The organism is Mycobacterium sp. IS-1742 (genome assembly GCF_001500125.1).
Taxonomy (GTDB): domain Bacteria; phylum Actinomycetota; class Actinomycetes; order Mycobacteriales; family Mycobacteriaceae; genus Mycobacterium.
The window spans coordinates 218,220-243,570 of sequence record NZ_LQIV01000001.1; the positions used below are offsets into that span (position 1 = coordinate 218,220).

At 69.6% G+C, this 25,351-nt stretch carries 28 protein-coding genes and 1 riboswitch; of the genes, 8 read left to right on the forward strand and 20 right to left on the reverse strand.

Going from position 1 to position 25,351, the window contains the following annotated elements:
* Positions 1 to 11: 11 nt before the first annotated feature.
* The gene (gene disA, locus AU196_RS01140; RefSeq protein WP_059093405.1) at positions 12 to 1,127 is read left to right on the forward strand and encodes a DNA integrity scanning diadenylate cyclase DisA; all 1,116 of its coding nucleotides are present in this window, start codon (positions 12 to 14) and stop codon (positions 1,125 to 1,127) included.
* Positions 1,128 to 1,132: 5 nt separating this feature from the next.
* Here disA and AU196_RS01145 read toward each other — a convergent pair whose 3' ends face one another.
* Positions 1,133 to 1,909: a hypothetical protein gene (locus AU196_RS01145; RefSeq protein WP_059093235.1), complete on the reverse strand. Its 777-nt coding sequence runs from the start codon at positions 1,907 to 1,909 to the stop codon at positions 1,133 to 1,135.
* A 90-nt stretch (positions 1,910 to 1,999) separates the two neighbouring features.
* Complete coding sequence (locus tag AU196_RS01150; protein WP_059093236.1) at positions 2,000 to 2,620, reverse strand: carbonic anhydrase; 621 nt, start codon at positions 2,618 to 2,620, stop codon at positions 2,000 to 2,002.
* A 29-nt stretch (positions 2,621 to 2,649) separates the two neighbouring features.
* Between AU196_RS01150 and AU196_RS01155 the strand changes: the two genes are divergently transcribed.
* The 3 genes from AU196_RS01155 to AU196_RS01165 all read left to right on the forward strand — a co-directional run bounded on the left by AU196_RS01155 (position 2,650) and on the right by AU196_RS01165 (position 6,204).
* The gene (locus AU196_RS01155; protein ID WP_059093237.1) at positions 2,650 to 3,516 is read left to right on the forward strand and encodes an iron-sulfur binding domain-containing protein; all 867 of its coding nucleotides are present in this window, start codon (positions 2,650 to 2,652) and stop codon (positions 3,514 to 3,516) included.
* A gap of 60 nt (positions 3,517 to 3,576) precedes the next feature.
* The gene (locus tag AU196_RS01160) at positions 3,577 to 5,448 is read left to right on the forward strand and encodes a putative bifunctional diguanylate cyclase/phosphodiesterase (protein WP_059093238.1); all 1,872 of its coding nucleotides are present in this window, start codon (positions 3,577 to 3,579) and stop codon (positions 5,446 to 5,448) included.
* 72 nt (positions 5,449 to 5,520) lie between these two features.
* Positions 5,521 to 6,204: a class I SAM-dependent methyltransferase gene (locus tag AU196_RS01165; protein WP_059093239.1), complete on the forward strand. Its 684-nt coding sequence runs from the start codon at positions 5,521 to 5,523 to the stop codon at positions 6,202 to 6,204.
* A 7-nt stretch (positions 6,205 to 6,211) separates the two neighbouring features.
* Here the strand turns inward: AU196_RS01165 and AU196_RS01170 are convergent, their stop codons facing one another.
* Positions 6,212 to 7,192 (reverse strand): helix-turn-helix domain-containing protein, encoded by a 981-nt coding sequence (locus AU196_RS01170; RefSeq protein WP_059093240.1) that lies wholly within the window; start codon positions 7,190 to 7,192, stop codon positions 6,212 to 6,214.
* Positions 7,193 to 7,263: 71 nt separating this feature from the next.
* Here AU196_RS01170 and AU196_RS01175 point away from each other — a divergent pair, with 71 nt between their 5' ends.
* Complete coding sequence (locus tag AU196_RS01175) at positions 7,264 to 7,527, forward strand: hypothetical protein (protein ID WP_059093241.1); 264 nt, start codon at positions 7,264 to 7,266, stop codon at positions 7,525 to 7,527.
* On the opposite strand, the gene AU196_RS01180 is transcribed toward AU196_RS01175, so the two are convergent.
* The gene (locus AU196_RS01180; protein ID WP_059093242.1) at positions 7,501 to 8,271 is read right to left on the reverse strand and encodes an alpha/beta fold hydrolase; all 771 of its coding nucleotides are present in this window, start codon (positions 8,269 to 8,271) and stop codon (positions 7,501 to 7,503) included. The two genes, AU196_RS01175 and AU196_RS01180, sit on opposite strands and share 27 nt — an antisense overlap.
* A 38-nt stretch (positions 8,272 to 8,309) precedes the next feature.
* Between AU196_RS01180 and mhuD the strand changes: the two genes are divergently transcribed.
* Both mhuD and AU196_RS01190 read left to right on the forward strand, forming a co-directional pair.
* Positions 8,310 to 8,639 carry a mycobilin-forming heme oxygenase MhuD gene (gene mhuD, locus AU196_RS01185; protein WP_059093243.1) on the forward strand — a complete coding sequence of 110 codons (330 nt, stop codon included), beginning with the start codon at positions 8,310 to 8,312 and terminating at the stop codon, positions 8,637 to 8,639.
* A 13-nt stretch (positions 8,640 to 8,652) separates the two neighbouring features.
* The gene (locus tag AU196_RS01190; protein WP_059093244.1) at positions 8,653 to 9,993 is read left to right on the forward strand and encodes a serine hydrolase; all 1,341 of its coding nucleotides are present in this window, start codon (positions 8,653 to 8,655) and stop codon (positions 9,991 to 9,993) included.
* On the opposite strand, the gene AU196_RS01195 is transcribed toward AU196_RS01190, so the two are convergent.
* The 6 genes from AU196_RS01195 to lysS form a co-directional block, all read right to left on the reverse strand.
* Positions 9,990 to 10,541 (reverse strand): histidine phosphatase family protein, encoded by a 552-nt coding sequence (locus AU196_RS01195; RefSeq protein WP_059093245.1) that lies wholly within the window; start codon positions 10,539 to 10,541, stop codon positions 9,990 to 9,992. The two genes, AU196_RS01190 and AU196_RS01195, sit on opposite strands and share 4 nt — an antisense overlap.
* Positions 10,538 to 11,332: a CbtA family protein gene (locus tag AU196_RS01200; protein WP_059093246.1), complete on the reverse strand. Its 795-nt coding sequence runs from the start codon at positions 11,330 to 11,332 to the stop codon at positions 10,538 to 10,540. The genes AU196_RS01195 and AU196_RS01200 overlap by 4 nt, the downstream gene beginning before the upstream one ends.
* Before the next feature lie 28 nt (positions 11,333 to 11,360).
* On the reverse strand, positions 11,361 to 11,579 hold the full coding sequence (locus tag AU196_RS01205) for a CbtB domain-containing protein (RefSeq protein WP_059093247.1): 219 nt from the start codon (positions 11,577 to 11,579) through the stop codon (positions 11,361 to 11,363).
* Positions 11,554 to 11,679: riboswitch (cobalamin riboswitch) on the reverse strand. (Overlaps the previous gene by 26 nt.)
* A gap of 129 nt (positions 11,680 to 11,808) precedes the next feature.
* The gene (gene clpC1, locus AU196_RS01210; protein WP_059093248.1) at positions 11,809 to 14,352 is read right to left on the reverse strand and encodes an ATP-dependent protease ATP-binding subunit ClpC; all 2,544 of its coding nucleotides are present in this window, start codon (positions 14,350 to 14,352) and stop codon (positions 11,809 to 11,811) included.
* Between the two features lie 362 nt (positions 14,353 to 14,714).
* Positions 14,715 to 15,056 (reverse strand): histone-like nucleoid-structuring protein Lsr2, encoded by a 342-nt coding sequence (gene lsr2, locus AU196_RS01215; RefSeq protein ID WP_059093249.1) that lies wholly within the window; start codon positions 15,054 to 15,056, stop codon positions 14,715 to 14,717.
* Positions 15,057 to 15,171: 115 nt separating this feature from the next.
* Positions 15,172 to 16,710 carry a lysine--tRNA ligase gene (gene lysS, locus AU196_RS01220; RefSeq protein ID WP_059093250.1) on the reverse strand — a complete coding sequence of 513 codons (1,539 nt, stop codon included), beginning with the start codon at positions 16,708 to 16,710 and terminating at the stop codon, positions 15,172 to 15,174.
* Positions 16,711 to 16,791: 81 nt separating this feature from the next.
* Here lysS and AU196_RS01225 point away from each other — a divergent pair, with 81 nt between their 5' ends.
* Positions 16,792 to 18,036: an alanine racemase gene (locus AU196_RS01225; RefSeq protein WP_059093251.1), complete on the forward strand. Its 1,245-nt coding sequence runs from the start codon at positions 16,792 to 16,794 to the stop codon at positions 18,034 to 18,036.
* Here AU196_RS01225 and AU196_RS01230 read toward each other — a convergent pair.
* The 10 genes from AU196_RS01230 to folE all read right to left on the reverse strand — a co-directional run bounded on the left by AU196_RS01230 (position 18,033) and on the right by folE (position 25,351).
* Positions 18,033 to 18,833 carry a type III pantothenate kinase gene (locus AU196_RS01230; protein ID WP_059093252.1) on the reverse strand — a complete coding sequence of 267 codons (801 nt, stop codon included), beginning with the start codon at positions 18,831 to 18,833 and terminating at the stop codon, positions 18,033 to 18,035. The genes AU196_RS01225 and AU196_RS01230 overlap by 4 nt on opposite strands.
* Positions 18,834 to 18,837: 4 nt before the next feature.
* On the reverse strand, positions 18,838 to 19,245 hold the full coding sequence (panD, locus tag AU196_RS01235) for an aspartate 1-decarboxylase (protein WP_059093253.1): 408 nt from the start codon (positions 19,243 to 19,245) through the stop codon (positions 18,838 to 18,840).
* Positions 19,245 to 20,186 carry a pantoate--beta-alanine ligase gene (panC, locus tag AU196_RS01240; RefSeq protein WP_059093254.1) on the reverse strand — a complete coding sequence of 314 codons (942 nt, stop codon included), beginning with the start codon at positions 20,184 to 20,186 and terminating at the stop codon, positions 19,245 to 19,247. Before panC ends, panD begins: the two co-directional genes overlap by 1 nt.
* Complete coding sequence (locus AU196_RS01245; protein ID WP_059093255.1) at positions 20,183 to 21,124, reverse strand: Rossmann-like and DUF2520 domain-containing protein; 942 nt, start codon at positions 21,122 to 21,124, stop codon at positions 20,183 to 20,185. Before AU196_RS01245 ends, panC begins: the two co-directional genes overlap by 4 nt.
* 83 nt (positions 21,125 to 21,207) lie before the next feature.
* The gene (locus tag AU196_RS01250) at positions 21,208 to 22,464 is read right to left on the reverse strand and encodes a DUF6779 domain-containing protein (RefSeq protein WP_059093256.1); all 1,257 of its coding nucleotides are present in this window, start codon (positions 22,462 to 22,464) and stop codon (positions 21,208 to 21,210) included.
* 77 nt (positions 22,465 to 22,541) lie between these two features.
* A complete protein-coding gene (locus tag AU196_RS01255) occupies positions 22,542 to 23,021 on the reverse strand; it encodes a DUF3180 domain-containing protein (protein WP_059093257.1) in 480 nt (159 codons plus the stop codon).
* The gene (gene folK / locus AU196_RS01260; RefSeq protein WP_059093258.1) at positions 23,021 to 23,551 is read right to left on the reverse strand and encodes a 2-amino-4-hydroxy-6-hydroxymethyldihydropteridine diphosphokinase; all 531 of its coding nucleotides are present in this window, start codon (positions 23,549 to 23,551) and stop codon (positions 23,021 to 23,023) included. Before folK ends, AU196_RS01255 begins: the two co-directional genes overlap by 1 nt.
* Positions 23,551 to 23,925 carry a dihydroneopterin aldolase gene (gene folB / locus AU196_RS01265; protein ID WP_059093259.1) on the reverse strand — a complete coding sequence of 125 codons (375 nt, stop codon included), beginning with the start codon at positions 23,923 to 23,925 and terminating at the stop codon, positions 23,551 to 23,553. The genes folK and folB overlap by 1 nt, the downstream gene beginning before the upstream one ends.
* Positions 23,922 to 24,749, reverse strand: coding sequence for a dihydropteroate synthase (folP, locus tag AU196_RS01270; protein WP_059093260.1), 828 nt, complete (start codon positions 24,747 to 24,749; stop codon positions 23,922 to 23,924). Before folP ends, folB begins: the two co-directional genes overlap by 4 nt.
* A complete protein-coding gene (gene folE, locus AU196_RS01275; protein ID WP_059093261.1) occupies positions 24,746 to 25,351 on the reverse strand; it encodes a GTP cyclohydrolase I FolE in 606 nt (201 codons plus the stop codon). The genes folP and folE overlap by 4 nt, the downstream gene beginning before the upstream one ends.

Sequence of the window (25,351 nt, forward strand, 5' to 3'; positions counted from 1 at the left end):
CAGGAGGCATGATGGCCGTGAAGACCGCCAGGACGAGCGGCAACGTCGTCCAGCTGGCCCGTCCGACGCTGCGCGAGACGCTCGGCCGGCTGGCACCGGGCACGCCGCTGCGCGACGGTCTGGAGCGCATCCTGCGCGGCCGCACCGGCGCGCTGATCGTGCTCGGTTACGACGACAGCGTCGAGGCGATCTGCGACGGCGGTTTCGAACTCGACGTGCGCTACGCCCCCACCAGGCTGCGTGAGCTGTCGAAGATGGACGGCGCCGTGGTGCTGTCCAGCGACGGCACCCGGATCCTGCGGGCCAACGTCCAGCTGGTGCCCGACCCGTCGATCCCGACCGACGAGTCCGGCACCCGTCACCGCTCCGCCGAGCGCACCGCGATCCAGACCGGCTATCCGGTGATCTCGGTCAGCCACTCGATGAGCATCGTGACCGTGTACGTGGCCGGTGAACGGCACGTGGTGCCCGACACCCCGACGATCCTGTCGCGGGCCAACCAGACCATCGCCACCCTCGAGCGCTACAAGTCCCGCCTCGACGAGGTGAGCCGCCAGCTGTCGACCGCCGAGATCGAGGACTTCGTCACGCTGCGCGACGTGATGACCGTCGTCCAGCGGCTGGAGATGGTGCGGCGGATCAGCCTGGAGATCGACGCCGACGTCGTGGAACTCGGCACCGACGGCCGTCAGCTCAAACTGCAGCTCGAGGAACTCGTCGGCGACAACGACACCGCCCGCGAGCTGATCGTGCGCGACTACCACGCCAACCCCGATCCGCCGACCCCGGCACAGGTCAGCGCGACGCTCGAGGAGCTGGATTCGCTGTCGGACAACGAACTTCTCGACTTCACCACGCTGGCAAGGGTTTTCGGGTACCCGTCCACGCTGGAAGCGCAGGATTCGGCGATGAGCTCCCGCGGTTACCGCGCCATGGCCGGCATCCCCCGCCTGCAGTTCGCGCACGTCGACCTGCTGGTGCGGTCGTTCGGCTCACTGCAGGGTCTGCTCGCCGCGAGCGCCGACGATCTGCAGTCGGTGGACGGCATCGGTTCGATGTGGGCGCGCCACATCAGGGAAGGTCTGTCGCTGCTGGCCGAGTCGACGATCGCCGACCGGCTGGCCTGACCGCCCTAGCCCGCGCCGGGAGCCGGGGGCTGCCCACCCGGCGCGCCGGGCGCAGGCGCCTGACCCGGCGGGGTCGAGGGCGCCAGGATGAACGGCACCGGCGACGACCGGAGGTTGCCCAGCTGGACGATCAGGTTGTAGGTGCCCGCGCCGATCGGCTGCCGGGGCAGCGGGCACTGCGGGGCCGAGCCCATCCCCGTCCACGTGACCTCGGTGGTGACCTGCTCGCCCGGGGCGAACGTCTTGACCAGCGTCTCGTTCGATGGGGCGCAGTCGAGGTTCGACCACAGGCGGGTGTTGTCGAGCGAGTACACGTACGCCGCCAGCACGGCCGCGCCCACGTCACGCTTGCAGGCGACCAGGCCGATGTTGGTGACGACCATCGTGAACTTCGGCTGATCGCCGACGACGTACTCGGGCTGGCTGGTGATGCCCTTGACCGCGAGCGTGGAATCCGGGCAGTCGTCGCCCTCCTGCAGCACCGGCGGCGGGGCGACCGCCGCGGTGGGTGTCGGGGTGGGCGGCGGCGCCTGCTGGGGCGGCGGCACGATCGGGGTCTTGACCTCGGGGTTCTCCCCCGGCAGCGGCGTGGGCCCGGCTTCGGCGGGGGCGGCGGACTGCTTGTCGGCGTTCTTCGTCTCCGCGCCGGAACCGCCCGACACCACCATCACGACCACCGCGGCGACGATCCCGATGACCACCACCGCGATGCCCAGCGCGAGAGCTCTGCGCCGCCAATAGATCTGCGTCGGCAGCGGGCCTTGCGGTTCCAGATCCAGCACACACCAACGGTAAGGCCCGGTCAGGCCGGAACGTCCGAGGTGACCCGGCGTGTCGCGCGATGAGCGCTCGCGCGAAGAGCCAAAAGCCTGCTAGGCCTCGCCGATGTCGCCCAGGTGATGGCGCAGCTGGGCCCGGCCGTCGGCCAGGTGGTAGGTCACACCGGCGATGGCGACCTTGCCCGCGTCGATGCGCGAGGCGATCGCGGTGGACCGGTCGCGCAGCTGCACCGCGGTCTCGTTGACGTGGCGCTCCTCGAACTCGTCGACCCGGGACAGGCCGTCTCGACGGCCCACCAGGATCGACGGGGTGACCCGCTCGACGATGTCTCGCACGTACCCACCGGGCACCACACCGTCGTCGAGCGCCGTGAGCGTGGCCTTGACGGCACCGCAACTGTCGTGGCCGAGCACCACCACCAGCGGCACCTCGAGCACCGTCACCGCGAACTCGATGGAGCCGAGCACCGCGGAGTCGATGACGTGACCGGCGGTGCGCACCACGAACATGTCGCCGAGGCCCTGGTCGAAGATGATCTCGGCGGCCACCCGGCTGTCACCGCAACCGAACACCACCGCCGTGGGCCGCTGCCCCTCGGCGAGGCTGGCACGGTGGTCGATGCTCTGACTCGGATGTTCGGGCCGACCAGCGACGAAGCGCTCGTTACCCTCCTTGAGTGCCTTCCACGCGGTCACCGGGCTGGTCTGCGGCATGCCGCATATTGTGCCTGAGTGGTTGAGAGATGATCGATCCGGCCGTCCTTACGGCGTGGTACGACCGCGAACAGCGGGATCTGCCCTGGCGCCGTCCCGGCGTGACACCGTGGCAGATCCTGGTCAGCGAGTTCATGTTGCAGCAGACGCCGGTGGCCCGCGTGGAACCGGTCTGGCTGAATTGGATCGCGCGCTGGCCCACCCCCTCGGCGACCGCGGCGGCCGGCGTCGCCGACGTGCTGCGCGCCTGGGGCAAGCTCGGGTATCCGCGCCGCGCGAAGCGTCTGCACGAGTGCGCGACGGTCATCGCGGACGAACACGGTGACGAGGTGCCCTCGGACGTCGAGGTGTTGCTGACCCTTCCCGGCATCGGCGCGTACACCGCAAGAGCGGTCGCCTGCTTCGCCTACGGGCAGCGGGTGCCGGTGGTCGACACCAACGTCCGCCGGGTGATCGCCCGCGCGGTGCACGGCCGCGCCGACAGCCCGCCGAGCCGCCGCGACCTCGACGACGTCGCGGCCCTGCTCCCGGAAGACGCTGCGGCGCCGCGATTCTCGATCGCAGTGATGGAACTCGGCGCGACGGTGTGCACAGCCCGCGCGCCGCGGTGCGGACTGTGCCCGCTCGGGTCGTGCACCTGGCGCACGCTCGGGTTCCCCGCGGCGACGACACCGGCCCGGAAGGTGCAGCGCTACGCGGGCACCGACCGCCAGGTGCGGGGTCGCCTGCTCGACGTGCTGCGCGGCAGTGAATCACCGGTCTCCCGCGCCGAACTCGACGTCGTGTGGCTCACCGACCCGGCGCAGCGTGACCGCGCGCTGGATTCGCTGCTTGTCGACGGGCTGGTGGAGCAGACCGCCGACGGCCGCTTCGCACTGGCGGGCGAGGGTTCGTGAACACGGCCGTACCAGCGTGGTCACCCACCCGGTGAACGCCCTGCGGGATACCGTGAGCACATGACCCGGAGCCTGGATCAGGTCGTCACCGCGGCGGCCGCGGAGTTGATGGCGGCCACCGCCACCAACGTGGTCGACAGCTGCACCCGGGTCCTCGCCGACGTCGTCGCCCACCTCGGGGTCGACTTCAGCTTCCTGCGTCACAACGACCATGCCATCAAGGCCACCAGGCTGGTGGCCGAGTGGCCGATCCGCGATCCCTTCCCGGATCCGGATCCGATCGGGGTGATCTATTTCTCCGAGGCCGACCCGGTCTTCCGGCAGGCCGAATACCTCAAGACGCCGTTGATCGTGCGCCCCGAGCCGACCAACGACGACTATCAGCGCCGTATCGAGGAGGGCACCGGCGTGCCGTCGGTGTCGATGGCCTGCGTCCCGCTGCTGTCGGGTGAGATCACCTCGGGAATCCTCGGCTTCATCAAGACCGGCGACCGCGAGTGGACCGCGGAGGAGCTGAACGCGCTGCAGGCGATCGCCACCCTGTTCGCGCAGTTGCAGGCCCGGATCGCCGCCGAGGAGCAGCTCCAGTACCTCGCCGAACACGACGATCTGTCCGGGCTGCTCAACCGCCGGGCCCTGATGGCGCACCTCGATGCCCGGCTCGCCGAGGGGCAGCCCGGGCCGGTGTCGGTGCTCTTCCTCGACCTCGACCGTCTCAAGACCGTCAACGACTACCTGGGGCACAGCGCCGGCGACCAGTTCATCAAGATGTTCGCCGAGCGACTGCGGGCCGGCACCGAGAAACCCGCCGTGATCGCCCGCGTCGGCGGTGACGAGTTCGTGGTGGTGCCCGACGAGCCGATGGACGTCCGCACGGTCGAGAGCTTCGCCCGCCGGCTGCAGACCTGGCTGCAGCGCAGGGTGGTGATCGACGGCGAGATGCTCGCGCGCACGGTCAGCATCGGTGTGGCCGTCGGCACCCCCGGCGACGACACCACATCGGACCTGCTGCGCCGTGCCGATCAGGCCGCGCTGTCGGCGAAGAGCACCGGCGGCAGCAAGACCGCGGTGTTCACCACGGAGATGGCGTCGCAGCACGCCATCCGCAACGACATCGAACTGCACCTCGAAGGCGTGATAGACGAGGCCAGCAGTGCGCTGGTCCTGCACTACCTGCCCGAGGTCGACATGCGCACCGGACGGGTGCTCGGCACCGAGGCGCTGGTCCGCTGGCGGCACCCCACGCGGGGGCTGCTGCTGCCCGAGTCGTTCATCGGGGTCGCTGAATCCATCAATCTCGCAGGCAAACTCGGCCGCCTGGTGATGCGCTCGGCCTGCGCCGATTTCGCCCGCTGGAGGTCGCGCCGCACCGCCGGCGACGCGATCCTGCGCATCAACGTCTCACCGGTGCAACTGGTCTCGGACGGTTTCGCGGCGACCGTCGCCGGCACCCTCGACGAGTTCGGCGTGGATGGTTCCGCGGTCTGCCTCGAGATCACCGAGAGTGTGGTGGTGCAGGACATCGAGGCCACCCGCCACACGCTGGCCGCGCTCAAAGAGGTCGGTGTCCGCATCGCGATCGACGACTTCGGCACGGGCTACAGCGTTCTCACGCACCTCAAGTCACTTCCCGTCGACACCGTGAAGATCGACCGCAGCTTCGTGCGCGACCTGGGCAGCAGTCCGGGCGACCTGGCGATCGTGCGGGCCATCCTGGCGCTGGCCGACGCGTTCGAACTCGAGGTGGTCGCCGAGGGCGTCGAGACCGTCGCGGCCGCCAAGACCCTGCTGGAGCTGGGCTGCCCGCGCGCGCAGGGCTTCATGCTGTCCCGTCCGGTCGACGGCGCGGCCATGGAGGCGCTGTTCCGGGAGGGGCACATCGTGGTCGACGCGCTGCGCGACGGGACCGCCGGCGGGCCGGGGTTCGATTAGCCAGCGCTCGACACCGTCTACCGCGTGCAGTAAGAAGAACCTCGTTCGCCAGCAAAACGAAGGAGCCTTCCCGTGGCAGTGGCGCCGTTCAACCACATCACCGCGACCTACTCGTCGGCGCACGCCCTGATGTACGAGGCGGTCGTCGCACCGTCGGTGTACCGCTCCCGTCGCATCATCGACGAGCGCTTCCTGCGGCTACTGCCCCAGAACGCGCACATCCTCGACGTCGGTTCGGGTGGCGGCCTGTTCACCCAGTACCTGGCCGACCAGCGTCCGGACGTGACGATCATCGGCATCGACCTGTCCGAACCCCAGCTCAAGCGCTCCCGCAAGCGTCTGCGCGACTATGGCGACCGGGTCACCTTCCAGCACGGCGACGCGACGAAGCTGGCGTTCGCCGACCGCAGTTTCGACGGTGTGATCAGCTACGGCTCCGTCAAGCACTGGACGTCGCGCGAGACCGGGATGGCCGAGTGCGTGCGGGTGCTCAAGCCGGGCGGCCCGCTTCTGGTCACCGACGCCGACCGCAGCGCGACCTTCGAGGATTCGGCGAACTTCATCAAGCACTACAAGTTCCCGCGCTTCCTCGACGGTCCGAACCTGGCGGTGTTCCGCACGTGGATCGCCGGCCGCTCGATCGATCTCGACGACGCGCGGGCCCTGGCCGGCGGTGTCGACCTCGTCGACGTGGAGGTGGGGCGCATCCCCGACTCCCCGCTGGTCATGATCGCCGGGCGGCGCGCACCCGAGTGAGCCGCCGTCAGGCCGTCTGCTCGGCGTCGGTGTCGTTGCAGCAGAACCGCCTGCGGTAGTCGGTGGGTGTCACCCCGATGATCCGGCGGAAATGGTGGCGCAGCAGCGTGGCCGTGCCGAACCCGGAGCGCTCGGCGATGCGGTCGATGTCGAGATCGCTCTCCTCGAGCATCCGGCGCGCGTAGAGCACCCGCTGATCGGTGACCCACTGCATGGGGGTGGTGCCGGTCTCCTCGACGAAGCGGCGGGCGAAGGTGCGTGCCGACATGTTCGCCCGGCGGGCGAGCGTGCTGACGGTGTGCGGCTTGTCGAGATTGGCCACGATCCAATCCAGATGCGGCGCAAAGCGTTCCGAACACCTCACCGGGATCGGCTGCTCGATGTACTGACGCTGGCCGCCGTCGCGCTGCGGCGGCACCACCATCCGGCGGGCGATCCGGTTGGTGACCTCGCTGCCCAGTTCGCGCCGCACCAGGTGCAGGCAGGCGTCGATACCCGCCGCGGTGCCCGCACTGGTAATCAGGTTGCCGTCGTCGACGAACAGGACGTTGCGGTCGACGCGGGCGGTGGGGTACATCCGCGCGAGCAGGTCGGCGTACATCCAGTGCGTCGTACAGGGCCTGCCGTCGAGCAACCCCGCGGCGCCGACGACGAATGCCCCTGAGCAGACCGTCAGGATGATCGACCCCCGCGCGGCCGCCTCACGCAGCACCTCCAGCGCTTCGGGCGGGTAGCCGTCCTTGCCCGAGGCGATCGCGGGTACGGCGACCAGGTCCGCGCCGAGCAGATCGTCGAAGTCGTGTTGCGGGGTGAGGTGCGCGCCGATCGTCGTGCGCACGGGTTGGCCCGCCACCGGTCCGCAGACCTTGAAGTCGAAATTGGGGACGCCGTCCGCGGAGCGGTCGATGCCGAACACCTCGCAGATGACGCCGAACTCGAAAACCGCTAGACCGTCGAGCACCAGTGTCGATACGCTTTTCAACGCCATGGCAGCATATTAGCGCAAGACGGCAGTGCTGCCACTGTTGGCGGAATGTGCACAGCCGAAAGATAACTGCCATGAGTACAGCACTGATCTCACTTGCCGTGTCGAGCCCCTTCGTCCTGACCGCCGTGCTGATCTGGGCGGCGCGACGGACCGGTGTCCTGCGCTGGGATCTCGACCAGTTCCGCGTGTGGGCGCCGATGGCAGGGCGATTCGACAGCCGGCGCGACGAGGACCGGGACTCCTACCGCGTCCAGCACGAACTCGACGCGATCCGCACCCGGTTCGAGGAGCACCCGGTGTGGCCGGCCTCAGGCGCGCTGGGCGAGCGTCGCTAGGAATGCCTCCACGGCGCCGCGATAGACCTGCGGCTGCTCGTCGTGGATGAGGTGGCCGGCCTCGGGAACTCGCAGATAGGTTGTCCGCCAGCCGGTTTCGGCCATACGGCCCATCTGGCCCGGCGGCGTGACAGAGTTGCCCGCCTCCAGGAGGAGAGCCGGGACCCGCACCTGCTGCCACTGCTGCCAGTAGTCCCGCAACCCCCACTCGGCGGCGATGTCGATCCAGTGGCGGCGCCGCCCGTGCAGCCGCCATCCGGTCGCCGTGCGGTCGAACGCCTCGAGGAAGTAGCGCCCGGCGATCGGGCCGAATTCGGCGAACACCTGCTGTTCGGTCTCGAACTCCACCGGCAGTGCGTGCAGCCACGGCTCCCACGGGCCGGTGGTGCGGCCGCGGAAGTCCGGCGCCATGTCCTCGACCACCAGCGCCGTCACCAATTCGGGCCGGGCCGCCGCCAGGCACCACGCGTGCAGCCCGCCCATCGAGTGCCCGATCACCGTGGCGGGGCGGCCGAGGCGTGCGACCGCGTCGGCGAGTTCGGCCACGAAATACTCCGTGCTGATCGGTTGGGGCTCCACCACGTCGCGGCCGCGGTGCCACGGCGCGTCGTAGGTGTAGACGGTGCCGAGGCCCGAGAGCCACGGAAGCTGACGCCCCCAGGTGGTGCCGCGCCCCATCAGCCCGTGCACCAGTACCAGGGGGGCGCCGTCACCGCCGCGGGGGGTCAACAGTGGGGAGTCCATGTGCTCATCTTGCCCAGCCCAAGCGGTAACCTGACCGCATGCCCAGCCAGAACCCTGTGGTGAAGATCAACGCAATCGAGGTCCCGCCGGACGCCGGCCCGGAACTGGAGAAGCGATTCGCGCACCGCGCGCACGCCGTGGACAATCAGCCCGGCTTCCTCGGCTTCCAGCTGTTGCGGCCCGTCAAGGGCGAGAACCGCTACTTCGTCGTCACGCAGTGGGAGACCGAAGAGGCGTTCCAGGCGTGGGCGACCGGCCCGGCGATCGAGGCCCACAAGGGTCAGGCCGCCAACCCGGTCGCGACCGGTGCGTCGCTGCTGGAGTTCGAGGTCGTGCTCGACGTTGCGGGGTCCGGCGAGAAGGCCTGACGCGACGCGGACAGTGCGCCGGGTGGCCGGCCTGGTGACTGCTGCCGCGCTCGTCGTCTCCTCAGTGTCCGGGTGCGGTGAGGACAGCACCGCCCCGGCCGACGCCGCCTACGGCGCGCACATCGGCACCAGTACGCCACAGGGCCTGCGCGCCAAACAGACCATGGACATGGTCAACTCCGACTGGCCCATCGGCGACGTCAACGTGCGCACGATGGCCGTCGAGGACCAGGTCGACGAGATCATCGACGCCATGGGCAACCTGTGGTGGGACCGCCCGATCACCGTCAGCGGGGTCGACATCCGCGCCGGCACCGCGACCTTGCACGTCAAGACCCCCTACGGCGCCGAGCAGGACATCGAACTGCGCACCGACGACAACGGTCTGGTCGACCGGTTCGACGTGACGTTGCGCCCGCCGGCGATCGAGAAGTGGGCGGACATCGACGCGGTGCTGGGCGCGTCCGGCGCGCGCTACTCCTATCAGGTGTCGCGGGTCGGCCAGGGCGGACCGATCGGCAAGTGCCAGAAGGTGGCGGGCACCAACACCGAGATGTCGCTGCCGCTGGCGTCGATCTTCAAGCTCTACGTGCTGCTCGCCGTCGCCGAGGCAGTCACGGACGGCAGCGTGGGCTGGGGAGACCGGCTCACGATCACCGAACGCGCGAAGGCCGTCGGCTCGGCAGGCCTCGAGGAACTGCCGCCCGGTGCGACCGTCTCGGTCCGCGAGGCGGCCCAGCAGATGATCTCCGCGAGCGACAACATGGCCACCGACCTGTTGATCGAGCGCCTCGGACCGGGAGCGGTGGAGCGGGCACTGGTGGCCGCCGGTCATCACGATCCGGCCAGCATGACCCCGTTCCCGACCATGCACGAGATGTTCTCGGTCGGCTGGGGCGAGCCGGATCTGCGCGAACAGTGGAAGAGTGCCGACCCGGCGGGCCGCGCCGCGCTGCTCGAGCAGACCCATGCGCGTCCGTACGAACCCGACCCGACCCGCACCCACACCCCGGCCTCCGACTACGGCGCCGAGTGGTACGGCAGCGCCTCGGACATCTGCCGCGTCCACGCCGCTGTGCAGGCCGCCGCCGTCGGCGCGGCCGCACCGGTCCGGGACATCCTGTCGGCCATCCCCGGGGTGGACCTGGACCGCGCGAAGTGGCCGTACATCGGCGCCAAGGGCGGCAACCTACCCGGCGATCTGACGTTCAGCTGGTACGCCGTCGACCACACCGGCCAGGCGTGGGTGGTGAGCTTCCAGCTCAACTGGCCCCGGTACCGCAGCCGGACCGCGGCGCGATGGCTGCTGTCGATCGTGCACCAGACGTTCGAGATGGTGCCGGTCGCCGATTAGTGGGTGGACCGCAACGTCCACGCGTGCCCGCGGAAATGCAGCACCGTGCGGCTCACCGGCGCCACGTCGATCCGCCAGAACGATCTGGCCGGGGCGTCGAGCGCCACCAGAATCGCCGCGCGCACGACCGCGGGATGGGTGACGGCGACGACCCGGCCGCGCCGGCCGGCCAGCGAGTCCATCCACCGGCGCACCCGCTCGATCACCTGGACCACCGTCTCCCCGCCGTGCGGCGCCTGGCCGGGGTCGGTGAGCCAGATCGCGAGTTCGGCGGGATCCACACCGCCCAGCACGTCACCGCGCCACCGGCCGCAATCCAGATCGGCCAGCAACGGTTCGACGGCGGCGTGGACGCCGAGCAGTTCGGCGGTCTGCCTGGTCCGCTTCTCCGGCCCGCAGTAGGCGGTGTCGGTGGACCCGAGCTCGACGCAGGCGTCGGCTTGGCGGTGCCCCTGCGCGTTCAGCGGCTCGTCGGTGGGGAATCGTCCGGCCGACACGGCGTCGGTCATCGCATGCGACACCAGCGTCAGCCGGACGATCTCGCTCACGTCCGGAGGACCTCGCGTCTGCCGTCGAGCAGACGCGACGCCAGCGGCGCGAACACCAGCGCGATCGTCGCCCACATCGCGACCTGCGTGCCGAGTGAGTACAGCCGGAAGTCGTAGAGCACGTCGGCCGGGAAACCCTCGTAGAGGATCGTCCCGGCGTCGTCACGCAGCGGACCGGGGGTCTCGTCGATGGTCGGCAGGATGAGCATCAGCACCGCGGCGGCCAGCACATAGGCACCGGCCCCGGCCAGCGTGGCGTTCCAGGTGCCGAGCCGATCCTGGAGTCGACGGCCGAGATACACGGCGCCCACCAGCAATGCGGCCGACACGACGACCATCAGCAGGTAGAGCAGAGTGCGCTGGCGGAGGGTCTCGTCGAGGCTGAGCGCGGGCGGGCTGGCCGGATACTTCAGCGACGGCACGACGTAGAGGCTCAGCAGCATGCCGCCGGCGACGTACAGCGACAGCAGCCGCGCCGACACGTCGCCGACCCGCCCGTAGGCGACCGCGAAGACGATCGCGAACAACGCGCCCATCGCCACGCAGAACGCGAGCATGCCGAAGCCCAGGCCGACGTTCATCTGGATGGCGCGGGAGAACCCGCCGCCGTCCTCGCCGTGGCTGTGACCGTGTCCGGCATGGTCGAGGGCCTGGCGGGCGGCGCCGATGCCGTCCTCGTACTCGATGGCCTTGTCGATGACGGGTTCGACGAAGATCCGCGCGAAGACGAACGCGACGACGGCCGCGAGGGCACCGGCCAGCAGGCCGCGCCCGATGATCTGTTTTTCCATGTTGACTTGTCTCCCCTCTGCCCGTGGGTCAGTGGCAGGGGAAGCCGAGGAGATGGCGTGCGTCGTGGATGAACTCGTGGATCGCGGTGTTGTCGGCGCCGAAGACCGACGTCGCCCCCTGATCGAAGCCGAGGAAGTAGAGCACCAGCAGCGCGAGGAACGCGGTGGCCGACAGCCAGACCGCCGCGCGGGTGGCCGACAGGTCGATGGCCGGTACCCGGGTCTTGCGGGCTTGCGGTGACGTCATCAGGGGTCCTTTCCGGGATTCCGCGTCCCGAGTGGAGTGAAGCAGGCGTCGGGTCTGACTCTCACAGTGGCGCGACCGTTCTGGATTCCCACCAGATTCCTTCGCCTGCCGATTACATCGCACATCCTAAGCACTGCGCGGAGGATTCGCGCCGCGACCCTCGATCAAGGTCGCGGGAACGCGAAACGGGCGGTCACCGTGAGGTGACCGCCCGTTGCGTGACTCGTCGTTACTCGGCTGCGCTCGGCGCACCGGCGGCGCCGGCCTGCGCGAGATCCGGCTCGACGGCTTCGGACCGCTTCGGACCACCGCTGAAGGTGAACCTCGCGTCCTCGCCCGCTCCCTCGCCGTCCCAGTTCTCGACGTCGACCGTGATCAGCTGACCGGGTCCGATCTCCTCGAACAGGATCTTCTCCGACAGCTGGTCCTCGATCTCGCGCTGGATCGTGCGACGTAGCGGCCGCGCACCGAGCACGGGATCGAACCCGCGCTTGGCCAGCAGCGCCTTGGCCTTGTCGGTGAGCTCCATCGTCATGTCCTTGGCCCGCAGCTGATTGGACACCCGGCCGATCATCAGGTCGACCATCTTGATGATCTCGTCCTGCGTCAGCTGGTGGAACACGATGATGTCGTCGATGCGGTTGAGGAACTCCGGGCGGAAGTGTTTCTTCAGCTCGTCGTTGACCTTCTGCTTCATCCGCTCGTAGTTGTTCTCGCCACCGCCCTTGGTGAAGCCCAGCCCGACCGCCTTGCTGATGTCGGAGGTACCGAGGTTCGAGGTGAAGATCAGCACGGTGTTCTTGAAGTCGACCGTGCGACCCTGACCGTCGGTGAGGCGGCCGTCCTCGAGGACCTGCAGGAGGCTGTTGTAGATCTCCTGGTGGGCCTTCTCGATCTCGTCGAACAGCACGACCGAGAACGGCTTGCGGCGCACCTTCTCGGTGAGCTGGCCGCCCTCCTCGTAGCCGACGTACCCGGGAGGGGCACCGAACAGCCGCGAGGCGGTGAAGCGGTCGTGGAACTCGCCCATGTCGATCTGGATGAGCGCGTCGTCGTCGCCGAACAGGAAGTTCGCCAGCGCCTTGGACAGCTCGGTCTTACCGACACCGGACGGGCCGGCGAAGATGAACGATCCGGAGGGGCGCTTGGGGTCCTTCAGACCGGCGCGGGTGCGGCGGATCGCCTTGGAGACGGCCTTGACGGCGTCCTCCTGGCCGATGATCCGCTTGTGCAGCTCGTCCTCCATGCGCAGGAGACGGGTGGTCTCCTCCTCGGTCAGCTTGAACACCGGGATGCCGGTCCAGTTGCCGAGCACCTCGGCGATCTGCTCGTCGTCCACCTCGGCGACGACGTCGAGATCGCCTGAGCGCCACTGCTTCTCCCGCTCGGCACGCTGCGCGACGAGTTGCTTCTCCTTGTCGCGCAGGCTGGCCGCCTTCTCGAAGTCCTGCGCGTCGATCGCGGACTCCTTCTCCCGGCGCGCGTCGGCGATCTTCTCGTCGAACTCGCGCAGGTCCGGCGGTGCGGTCATCCGGCGGATGCGCATCCGGGCGCCGGCCTCGTCGATCAGGTCGATCGCCTTGTCCGGCAGGAACCGGTCGTTGATGTAGCGGTCGGCCAGCGTCGCGGCGGCCACCATCGCGCTGTCGGTGATCGAGACGCGGTGGTGCGCCTCGTAGCGGTCGCGCAGACCCTTGAGGATCTCGATGGTGTGCTCGACGGTCGGCTCGCCGACCTGGACCGGCTGGAAGCGGCGTTCCAGGGCGGCATCCTTCTCGATGTACTTGCGGTACTCGTCGAGGGTGGTGGCGCCGATGGTCTGCAGTTCACCGCGCGCCAGCTTCGGCTTGAGGATGCTGGCGGCGTCGATCGCGCCCTCGGCGGCACCCGCGCCGACGAGCGTGTGCAACTCGTCGATGAACAGGATGATGTCGCCGCGGGTGTTGATCTCCTTGAGCACCTTCTTCAGGCGCTCCTCGAAGTCGCCGCGGTACCGGCTGCCCGCGACCAGCGAGCCCAGGTCGAGGGTGTAGAGCTGCTTGTCCTTCAGCGTCTCGGGCACCTCGCCGTGGACGATCGCCTGCGCGAGGCCCTCGACGACGGCGGTCTTGCCGACGCCGGGCTCGCCGATCAGCACCGGGTTGTTCTTGGTGCGGCGGCTCAGCACCTGCATGACCCGCTCGATTTCCTTCTCGCGGCCGATGACGGGGTCGAGCTTGCCCTCCATCGCGGCGGCGGTGAGGTTGCGGCCGAACTGATCGAGCACCAGCGAGGTCGAGGGGTTGCCGGACTCGCCGCCGCGGCCGCCGGTGCCGGCCTCCGCGGACTCCTTGCCCTGGTAGCCGCTCAGCAGCTGGATGACCTGCTGGCGCACGCGCGTGAGCTCGGCCCCGAGCTTCACGAGAACCTGGGCGGCGACACCCTCACCTTCGCGGATGAGGCCGAGCAGGATGTGCTCGGTGCCGATGTAGTTGTGCCCGAGCTGCAGCGCCTCGCGCAGGGACAGCTCCAGCACCTTCTTGGCGCGGGGGGTGAAGGGGATGTGACCCGACGGCGCCTGCTGGCCCTGGCCGATGATCTCCTCGACCTGGCTGCGCACGCCTTCCAGCGAGATGCCCAGCGACTCCAGTGACTTGGCCGCTACGCCCTCACCCTCGTGAATGAGTCCCAGCAGGATGTGCTCGGTGCCGATGTAATTGTGGTTGAGCATCCGGGCCTCTTCCTGAGCCAGGACGACGACCCTGCGGGCACGGTCGGTAAAACGTTCGAACATCGCTGGTTACCTGCTCTCCATCGCATAGGTGGCGTATGGACCCCGGAGGCGCCGCTACCGGCTGTTGCCACCGAACTCCAGTACACCTGCCGTCCACTCTATCGGGCGGCTGCAGCGAGCGCCGTGGTTGGCGGTCCGTACCGCCAAGGGCCACCACGACTACCAGGGCTGCCGGGACCTCCGGCGCCGTGTGCGCCGCACCGTCCGCCCTGTTCCCGCTGCTGACCATGTCAACGCAGAGGTCCGGCGATTCGTTTCCGGTGTCCGCCGGCGAACGGTTCGCCACCAGCGAAACCCCGCCACCTGGTCCGAAGACGCGAAACGGGCAACGCGCGAACGCGTTGCCCGTATCCGGCCGAGAACTACGTGGCGGCGTGGAAGGCGTCGATGACGTCGGCGGGGATCCGGCCGCGGGTCGAGACGTTGTGGCCGTTGCGGCGGGCCCACTCGCGGATCGCGGCGCTCTGCTCGCGATCGATGGCGCCGCGGCCCCTGGTGGGTCCGGTGGCGCGGCCACGGCGGCGACCGCCGACGCGGCGACCGGCGTCGACCCACTGTTTCAGGTCTTCGCGCAGCTTCTTCGCGTTCTTGCTGGAGAGGTCGATCTCGTAGCTGACGCCGTCGAGTCCGAATTCGACCGTTTCGTCGGCGGTACCTTCACCGTCGAAATCATCGACCAACGTGACGGTGACTTTCTTCGCCATCAGTTCACACTGACCCTTCTACCTGCGCTTGGTGGATAGTTTTTGGTTACCGAATCTCGGCCTCCAATGTGCCATACGAACCTACACTATTCAACAACGCCGCAATGACGGATTTTCAGTTCCCGTGACGACGAACAATCGGGAAGAGAATTGTCTCCCTAATTGACAGGCCGGTAAGCGCCATCAACAACCGGTCGATGCCCATTCCGGTACCAGTGGTCGGCGGCATGCCGTACTCCAATGCCGCCAGGAAATCGTCGTCGAGAACCATTGCCTCGTCGTCACCGGCGGCTGCCGCACGGGCCTGCGCCTCGAATCGCTCCCGTTGGATTATCGGATCGATCAGTTCGGAATAGCCGGTCGCCAACTCGAACTTGCGGACATAGAGATCCCACTTCTCGGTGACGCCCGCGATGCTGCGGTGCGCGCGTGTCAGGGGCGTCGTCTCCACCGGGAAGTCCCGCACGAACGTCGGCGCCCAGAGACCCTCGCCGACGGTGTGTTCCCACAGTTCCTCGATCAATTTCCCGTGCCCGTATCCGCGGTCGCGCGGAATCTCCACACCCAGCCGGTCGGCTATCCGCCAGAGTTCGTCGGCGGAGGTCTGCGGGGTGATCTCCTCGCCCAGTGCCGCCGACAGCGACGGGTACATTTCCACCGAGTCCCACTCGCCGTCGAGGTCGTAGACCGTGCCATCTGCCAATGGCACTTGACGGGTGCCGATCGCCTCGTCGGCGACTTCCTGAATTAGTTCCCGCGTGACCCTCGCGGAATCGTTGTAGTCGCCGTAAGCCTGATAAGTCTCCAACATCGCGAATTCAGGCGAATGCGTGGAATCGATACCTTCGTTTCGGAAGTTGCGATTCAGCTCGAAGACCTTCTCGAAACCGCCGACCAGGGCGCGCTTGAGGAACAGTTCCGGCGCGATGCGCAGGTACAGGTCCACGTCGAGCGCATTGGAGTGCGTCACGAAGGGCCGCGCCGCCGCGCCGCCGGCCAGGGTCTGCAGCATCGGCGTCTCGAGTTCGAGGAAGCCGCGCCGCTCGAGCGCGTTGCGCACGGCGCGCACGACCGCCACGCGCTGACGCGCGATCGTGCGGGCCTCCGGACGCACGATGAGGTCGACGTAGCGCTGCCGGACCCGCGCCTCCTCACTCATCTCCTTGTGCGCGACCGGCAGCGGCCGCAGCGCCTTGGAGATGATTTGCCAGGAATCGGCGAGCACAGAAAGCTCACCGCGGCGCGAACTGATCACCTGTCCGCGCACGAACACGATGTCGCCGAGGTCGACGTCGGCTTTCCAGTTGTCGAGCGACTCCCGGCCCACCTCGGCCAGGCTGATCATGGCCTGCAGTTGGGTCCCGTCACCTTCCTGCAGGGTGGCGAAACACAGCTTCCCCGAGTTGCGGGCGAACACCACCCGGCCCGCGACGCCGACGACCTCGCCGGTCTGGGAGTCGACGGGCAGGTCGGGGAACGCCGCGCGCACGTCGGCGAGGGTGTGCGTCCGGTCCACGGCCACCGGGTACGGGTCGCGCCCCTCGGCCAGCAGACGTTCCCGCTTGGCCTGACGAATGCGGAACTGCTCGGGGATGTCAGGGTCGTTCTCGGGCGCGGTGTCTGCGGCGTTGTCGCCGCCGGCGGTCGGTGTCACGGGGTGCCAGCTTAACGCCGGTTGCGCATACCCCCTGCACGCCGCGACCGCCTCCGGCCGGCGGGCGCCTTTAATGAACAGATGCGCCGCCTCATCGACCACGACGCCGTCGCGGCGCTGGCCGACCAACCGCTCGACTGGCGGTACAAAGGAATGCCCGCCGAATGGTGGGGCGCCACCCCCGCGCAGGTCTGCGGGCGTGCACCCGAGCTGTTCTCCGCGGGCGTGGTCGGCCCGGCGTGCGTGCTGCGGGCGTCCGCGCTGACGCACAACCTGGTGACGATGGCGCGGTGGTGCCGCCGACACGGCGTCGAGCTGGCCCCGCACGGTAAGACCCACATGGCCCCACAGCTGCTGGCCCGCCAGTTCGACGCGGGCGCCGTCGCCGTCACCGCGGCGACGGTGAGCCAGGTGCGGGTGCTGCGTGCCTTCGGGGTCTGTGACGTGCTGCTCGCCAACGAGGTCGTCGACCGGGCCGGGATCGCCTGGCTGGCACGCGAGATGGCGGCCGACCCGGCGTTCCGGGTGGTCTGCTGGGTGGATTCGCTGCGGGGGGTCGACCTGATGTCGGCGGCTCTGACGGACGCCGTGCGCCCGCTCGACGTGTGCGTGGAGGTCGGGATGGCCGGCGGCCGCACCGGATGCCGGTCCGCCGCCGAGGTCGACGCGGTCGCGCGGGCGGTCACCGCGTCACCGGGGCTGCGCCTGGTCGGCGTCGCGGGGTACGAGGCGGCTCGCGGACACGAGGTGGATGCGGATGCGCAGGCCGCCGTGACCGGATACCTGACGGACCTGCGGGCCGCGGTGGAGCGGTTGGCGGGGCGGTTCGAGACGGAGGAGGTGCTGCTCACTGCGGGCGGCAGCACCTATTTCGACCAGGTCGCCGACATGCTCACCGGCGGCTGGCCCGCGGGGCTGACGGTGCGCACGGTGCTGCGCAGCGGCTGTTACCTGACCCACGACGACGGGCTCTACGCGCGGACCTCTCCGCTGCAGCGGACCGGTTCGGGCGGTCTCATCCCGGCGATGAGCGTGTGGGCACAGGTGGTCTCCCGCCCGGAGGACGGTCTGGCGCTACTCGGGATGGGACGCCGCGACGTGTCGTTCGACCAGGGCCTTCCGCTGCCGAGAACATTGCGCGACAGTCACATCGACCGTCTCGACGACCAACACGCCTACCTGCGGGTCGGCGCGGACGAGGTCGGGGTCGGCGACTGGCTGGAGTTCGGGGTGTCGCACCCGTGTACGACGTTCGACAAATGGCAGATGATCCCGGTGCTCGACGACGACAACCGGGTGGTCGACCTGATCCGGACGTTCTTCTAGCGGCGGCGATGGTTGTCGCGGTTGCGTTCGAACACCAGCCGCAGCCCGTCGAGGGTGAGGTGGCGGTCGTAGTGCGCGACCGTGTGCACGTCCGGGAGCACCAGCGGTGCGGTGTGCCCGGTGGCGACCACGGCGACGTCGGTTCCGGAGAACCCGTCGACGTCCTCGCGGATACGGTTGACCAGCCCGTCGACCAGGCCCGCGAAGCCGAACAGCGCGCCCGACTGCATGCACTCGACGGTGTTCTTCCCGATCACCGACCGGGGCCGGATCAGTTCGACGCGGCGCAGCGCCGCCGAACGGGCCGCGGCCGCATCCGACGACACCTGGACCCCCGGTGCGATCGCCCCGCCGAGGAACTCCCCCTTGGCCGAGACGACGTCGACGCAGATCGAGGAACCGAAGTCGACGACGATCGCCGCGCTGCCGAACCGGTGGTAGGCCGCCAGGCAGTTGACGATCCGGTCGGCACCGACCTCCTTGGGATTGTCGACGAGCAACGGGATACCTGTGCGCACACCGGGTTCGATCATCACGTGCGGAACCGACGGCCAGTACTGGTCGAGCATCAGGCGGACCTCGTGCAGCACCGAGGGCACCGTGGACAGCCCGGCGGCGCCGGTGAGGCGTTCGGAGTCGTCACCGATCAGGCCGTCGATGGTCAGCGCGAGCTCGTCGGCGGTGGCTTCGGATTCGGTCCGGATCCGCCACTGCTGAACGACTTTCGCGTGATCGCCGGATCCCGAGATCAGCCCGACGGTGGTGTGGGTGTTGCGGACGTCGATGGCGAGAAGCACTGCGCTACCGTGGCGACATCAGGCCGGCGGCGCTGTCCGGCACCAGGGCCGGGTCGGTGCCGAGGTGGACCTGCCTGTTGTCGGCGTCGACGAAGACCACCCGCGGCCGGTACGCGTGCGCCTCGGCATCCTCCATGGTGCCGTAGGCGATCAGGATCACCAGGTGGCCGGGATGCACCAGATGCGCTGCCGCGCCGTTGATCCCGATCACACCGCTGCCGCGCTCACCGGTGATCGCGTAGGTCACCAATCGGTTGCCGTTGTCGATGTCGACGATCGTGACCTGTTCGCCTTCGATGAGGTCGGCGGCGTCCATCAGATCGGCGTCGATGGTGACCGAACCGACGTAGTGCAGATCGGACTGCGTGACGGTGGCTCGGTGGATCTTCGATTTCAGCATCGTGCGAAGCATCAGTTTCTCCAGGGCAATTGGTGGTCGGGTGAGCCGACGCGGGGGTGGCCGTCGATACCGCCCGAGGCGCCGATGTCGACGGCGATGTTGTCGAGCAGTCTGGTCGACCCGAGACGCGCCGCCACCAGCAGGCGGGCCGCCCCCTCGTGCGGCGCCGGACCCAGCATGGGGTCCCGGACCTGCAGGTAGTCGACCTCGATGGTGGGGACCTCGTCGAGCACGGCCCGCGCGGCGTCCAGCGTGGCGTCCGCGCCGCTGGACGCGGCGTACATCCCGGCCAGCAGCGCGGCCGACAGGGCGCCCGCGTGTTCGCGCTCGACCTCGTCGAGGTAGCGGTTGCGCGAGGACAGCGCGAGCCCGTCCGCCTCGCGCACGGTCGGCACCCCGACGATCTGGGTGTCGATGTTGAGGTCGGTGACCATCTGCCGGATCAGCACCAGCTGCTGGTAGTCCTTCTCGCCGAAGAACGCCCGGTCGGGCCGCACGATCTGCAGCAGCTTGCAGACCACGGTGAGGACACCCGCGAAATGCCCTGGGCGCGAGGCACCTTCGAGTTCATCGCCGAGCGGGCCGGGATGCACCGACGTCCGGGTGCCGTCGGGATACATGTCGCTGACGGTGGGCGTGAACGCGATCTCGACACCCTCGGCGCGCAGCGCGGCGAGGTCGTCGTCGAGCGTGCGGGGATAGGCGTCGAGGTCCTCCCCCGCGCCGAACTGCAACGGGTTGACGAAGATCGACACGACGACGACCGCGCCCTGCACCCGCTTGGCGGCCCGAATCAGGGTCAGGTGACCTTCGTGCAGCGCCCCCATCGTCGGGACGAGCACGACACGGCGTCCGGTGGTGCGCAACGCGCGGGCCACATCGCCGACGTCGCGGGGAGTCCGGTAGACGTTGAGTTCGCCTTTGGCGAATGGTGTCGGCCTGCGTGCGGTCATGACCGCCCCGCCAGGGCCGCGAAGACGTCGTCGGACGCGTGAGCTCGCTGTGCGGTACGCAGCGAGTTGGTCCGGTACGCCTCTGCCAGTTCGGGATTCACCTCGGCGAGCGCGTGCAGATGCGCACTGATCGCGGCGGCGTCACCGCGCGCCACCGGACCCGTCAGGGCGGCCTGGCCGCGCTGCAGCGCGTTCTCGAACGACGCCCTGGCCAGCGGGGCGATCACCCGCTCGGCGATCCCGCCCGGTGCGTCCCCGACCAGTTCCTGGCCCAGCAATTCCTGCCCCCACAGGGCGGAACGCAGCGCCTCGACCGCGTCGAGGATCACCGTGGTGACGTGGTTGCCCGCGTGAGCCAGCGCCGCGTGGTACAGCGGGCGGGCGTCTTCGCGCACCCGGAACGGCTCGCCGCCGATCTCGAGCACCAGCGACTGGGCGATCGCGTAACCGACGTCGTCGGCGGCGGTCACCCCGAAGCACGCGTCGGACAACCGGGCGATGTCCTCGTCGGCGCCGGTGAATGTCATGGCCGGGTGGATGGCCAGGGGTATGCACCCCCGCTCGCTCAGCGGTGCCAGGACACCGACCCCGTTCGCACCGGAGGTGTGGGCGACGATCACGCCCGGCCGGACCGCGCCGGTGGCCGCCAGACCCGAGACCACCGCGGCCAGTTCGGCGTCGGGAACGGCCAGCAGCAGCAACTCGGCACGGCTCGCGACGTCGTGGATCGGCATCACCGCGCTGTCGGGCAGGCGGCGCCGGGCGCGCTCGCGGGACGCTCCGGAGATGGCGCTGCAGGCGACGACGATGTGGCCGGCGCGCTCGAGTGCGACGCCCAGGGCGGTGCCCACCCGGCCGGCGGAGATGACGCCGACCGACAAACGGGCCGGACGCAGGCCGTCGGGCGGACCCCACGACGGTGCTGGGGGCTGCTCCATTGCAGGCGACCTCGCAAGTCTCGAGTTCTCGTTACGTTCCGGTCCCTGCGGCTCGGGTACCGGACGGTCGCTAGAAGGTTAGCTCACGGCTCGCGGCGCCGACGACCGCCGCCGGTGGGGTTGGCCTGCAGCCGCGCGAGCAGTTCGGCGACGGACTGCCCGCCGGTGTCCTCGAGGCTGCGGCGCCGCCGGGCGTGGGCCTCTTCGGCCGTCTCCTGCGGACCCTGCACGGGCCCGACGGCCGGCGCGGCGGCGTCGGTCTCCCCGTCGTCACCCGGTGCGGAGTGCTTACCGCGGCGCGGCTCCGGCTGCGGTGGGGTCACCGGGGGCTCCTGGGCGCGGCGTCGTCCGACGTACTCCGACGGCGGCTCCTCGGCCGCGGGCGCCACCCAGTGACTGCCTGGTGCGCCGGCCGGGATCCACTGTCCCTCGGCGGGCGCCGGCTGCCAGCCGGCCGCCGGTGCGGGTTCGGGTTCGGGTGCCTGCGGCGGGGTGGGCCGCTCCCAGGAGGCCGGCACCTCCGACAACCGCGAGATACCCGGATCGGTCTCCGGTTCGAGGTCGGGCTCGGGCGTCGGCTCGGGGGTTGGCGGGGTCGGCGGGGGCGCCTCCTCGGCGCGGCGCCGGCGACGACGCGGTTGCTCCTCGCTCTGAGGTTCGGCTTCCGAGGGTCGGCGGTGCGCCCCGCCGAACGCCGGGGCCGGTTCCGGTTCGGGCGGTTGCGGTTCGGCGGGCACGTCGATGATCGGGCTTTCCTCGGTGCGCGACTCACTCTCGTCGGCGTCGGCGTCGCGCAGCATGTCGTCGAGCCGGCTGCTGCTGACGCGGCCGGTGGTCTCGGCGTCGGGCGCCCAATCGCTGTAGGCCCGCACGGTGGTGCGGTCGTGTTCGATCGCCGGCCGGTGTGCGAGATCGGCGTCGAAGAGGATCTCCAGATTGGTGCGCAGGGCCGCGAGTTCGGCGCGCAGCGCGGCCACCTCGTCGGCCGCCTGCGCCTGCAGTTCGTTGGCCAGCTCGCGGCGCAGCTGCGTCTCCACCGTCAGCTCGTACTCGCGGCGCGCGGAGATCTCGCGGTCCAGTTGGAGGTCGTAGACGAGTTTGAGATCGCGCGCCTTGGCCTGGTCGTGATCACTTTGCCGTCGGTAGATCACCGAGACGAAAGCCGCGGCCACCGCCGCCCACAACGCCAGGATGACAGCGAGTTTCAGCAACTCCACCCGGTTGGTGAACACCAGCGCAGAACTTGCCAGGATCGCCAGCACCAGCAACACTGTCAGCAGCATCCAGCCCGGCCTGCGATTGCCGCGCCGGGCGCGCGGTCCGCGGGGCAGGACAGTCATGGGCCGACTGTACCCGCCACAGGTCGTCGAGCGTGTCGACCCGCGCGGCGATTCGACCGCCCGCCTTGCGGCGCTGTTCAGCCCGACTGCGCGTCGGGATCCTCGGGTGGTTCCGGTGGCGATGTGCAGCAATTCTGTAGCCACAGACCGGCGATCATCAGTGCCAGTGCGCTGGCCGCGGCGATCACCACACCCGGGGTGTCCTCACCGGCGGCCCGCAGTGCGCCCCGCTGCGGCAGGATCTGCACGAGGACGCCCGCCCACCAGCCGAGAACCGGGGCGCCGACCCAGGCGGACGCCTTGGCGATCACGACCGATCGGGCGACGGCGAGCGGGTGCAGGCGGCCGGGTCCGTCGCCGATCTCCCCGTCGCGGATCTTGTTGCGCACGTTGACACCCCACGCCGCGATCGCGACGGCGACACCGAGCAGCGACAGCCCCGTCCACAGGGTGACCGGCGGGAACAGCCGCGGATAGGCGAGCAGTGCGGCGAAATACCCGACGATGGCCGCGAGGGCCACCGCGGCCGCGAGGTCGCGTTTACGGGTCGGGCCCATCAGTCGGCCGGGATCTCCGTGCGCAGTGCCAGGTCGGTGAGCCGCACACCGGTGCGCTCGGCGGGGTCGAGTTCCTCGAGCCACAACGCGACGGGCCGCGTCGTGCCCGCCACCGTCAACGTCGCATCGGGTTCGGCCGCCAGCCACGGCATCAGCACGAACGCCCGCAGATGCGCGTACGGATGCGGCAGCGTGAGCTCCGCAGTCGCGGAACGCACTTCGGCGTCCCCGTCGTGGCAGGTGATGATGTCGACGTCCAGCGTGCGCGGCCCCCACCGCTGGCCGCGGACGCGGTCGGCGTCCTGCTCCAACTGCTGACCGCGGAGCAGCCACCCGTGGCAGTCGAGGTCGGGATCGTCGGCGATCAGTACCGCGTTGAGGAACGCCCCCTGTTCGACGCCGCCCCACGCCTCGGTCTCGTAGACCGGTGACACCGCGCGCACCGCCTCCCCAAGACCGTCGACGACGGACTGCAGGCGGGCCAGGCGGTCACCCACGTTGGATCCGATCGACAGCACGACTCTTGCCATCAGTGCTCCTCACGTCCGCGCGTCCGGCGCGCCACCACCGCGACGTCGGCGAAACTCAGCGGGATCGGCGCTTCCGGTTTGTGCACGACCACCTCGACGGCCTCGATGCGTTCGTCGGTCATCACATCCTCGGCGATCTCCGCCGCGACGGTCTCGATGAGATTGCGCGGCGGACCGGCGACGATGTCGTGCGCGCGCTGCGCCAGCCCGCCGTAGTCCACGGTGTCGGCGAGGTCGTCGCTGGCCGCGGCGGCCGTCAGGTCCAGCCACACCGTCAGGTCGATCACGAAGTCCTGCCCGTCGCGGCGCTCATGGTCGAAGACACCGTGGTTGCCGCGCACGCTCAGCCCGCGCAGTTCGATCCGGTCGGTCACTGCCCACCTCCCTGCCAGGCGCCCACCACTTTCAGGGCGTCCACCGAGGCGCGCACGTCATGTACCCGCACACCCCACGCACCGTGCAGCGCGGCCAGTGCGGAGATGACCGCGGTGGCCGTCTCCCGTCCGTCGGGGGGACGGACCGCCCCGTACGCGTCGGCGAGCAGCGCGCCGAGGAACCGTTTACGCGAGGCGCCCACCAGAACCGGGATCTCCGTCGCCACCAGCTCGGGCAGCGCGTGCAACAGCGCCCAGTTGTGTTGTCCGGTCTTGGCGAAGCCGAGGCCCGGATCGATGACCAGGTTCATCGGGTCCACGCCCGCGGCGACCGCGGCGTCGACGCTGGCGAGCAGTTCGGCGCGGACCTCGCCGACCACGTCGCCGTACACCGGCACCTGGTGCGGACGGTCGGCGGCCACCGACCGCCAGTGCATGAGGATCCACGGCACCCGCGCCTCGGCGACCACCCGCGCCATGTCGGGGTCGGCCCGGCCGCCGGACACGTCGTTGACGATCGCGGCGCCGTGTTCCAGGGCGTCGGCGGCCACCCGGGCGCGCATCGTGTCGATGCTGACCGTGATGCCGGCCGCGGCGAGCGCCTCCACCACCGGGATGATGCGGGCCGATTCGATGTCGGGGTCGACCCGGGTGGCGCCGGGCCGGGTCGATTCGCCGCCGACGTCGATGATCGCCGCCCCCTCGGCGGCCAGTGCCATCCCGTGCGCGACGGCGTGACCCGGGTCGAGGAACTGGCCCCCGTCCGAGAAGGAGTCGTCGGTGACGTTGACGACCCCCATCACCTGCACCGCGGATGCGCTCACTTGCGCAAGATCAGATCCAGCGCCTCGGCCCGCGAAGCTTTGTCGGTCTTGAACTGACCGCGGACCGCCGACGTGGTGGTCGTGGCGCCCGGTTTGCGGATGCCGCGCATGGCCATGCACAGGTGCTCGGCCTCCATCACCACGATCACACCGCGGGGATCGAGTTTGCGCATCAGCGCGTCGGCGACCTGGGCGGTCAGCCGTTCCTGGACCTGCGGGCGCTTCGCGTACAGGTCGACCACCCGTGCGAGTTTCGACAAACCCGTGACCCGGCCGTCGACGCCCGGGATGTACCCGACGTGCGCCACCCCGTGGAACGCCACGAGGTGGTGTTCACACGTGGAGTACATCGGGATGTCCTTGACCAGCACCATCTCGTCGTGCTGTTCGTCGAACGTCGTGTTGAGGACGTCGTCGGGATCGGTGTAGAGCCCCGCGAACATCTCCCGGTAGGCGCGCGCCACCCGCGCCGGGGTGTCCACCAGACCGTGCCGGTCCGGATTCTCCCCGACCGCGATCAGCAGTTCGCGCACCGCGGCCTCCGCACGCGCCTGGTCGAAATCGGCGATCTTGATCGTGGCCGAATCGTACGACCGCGTCAT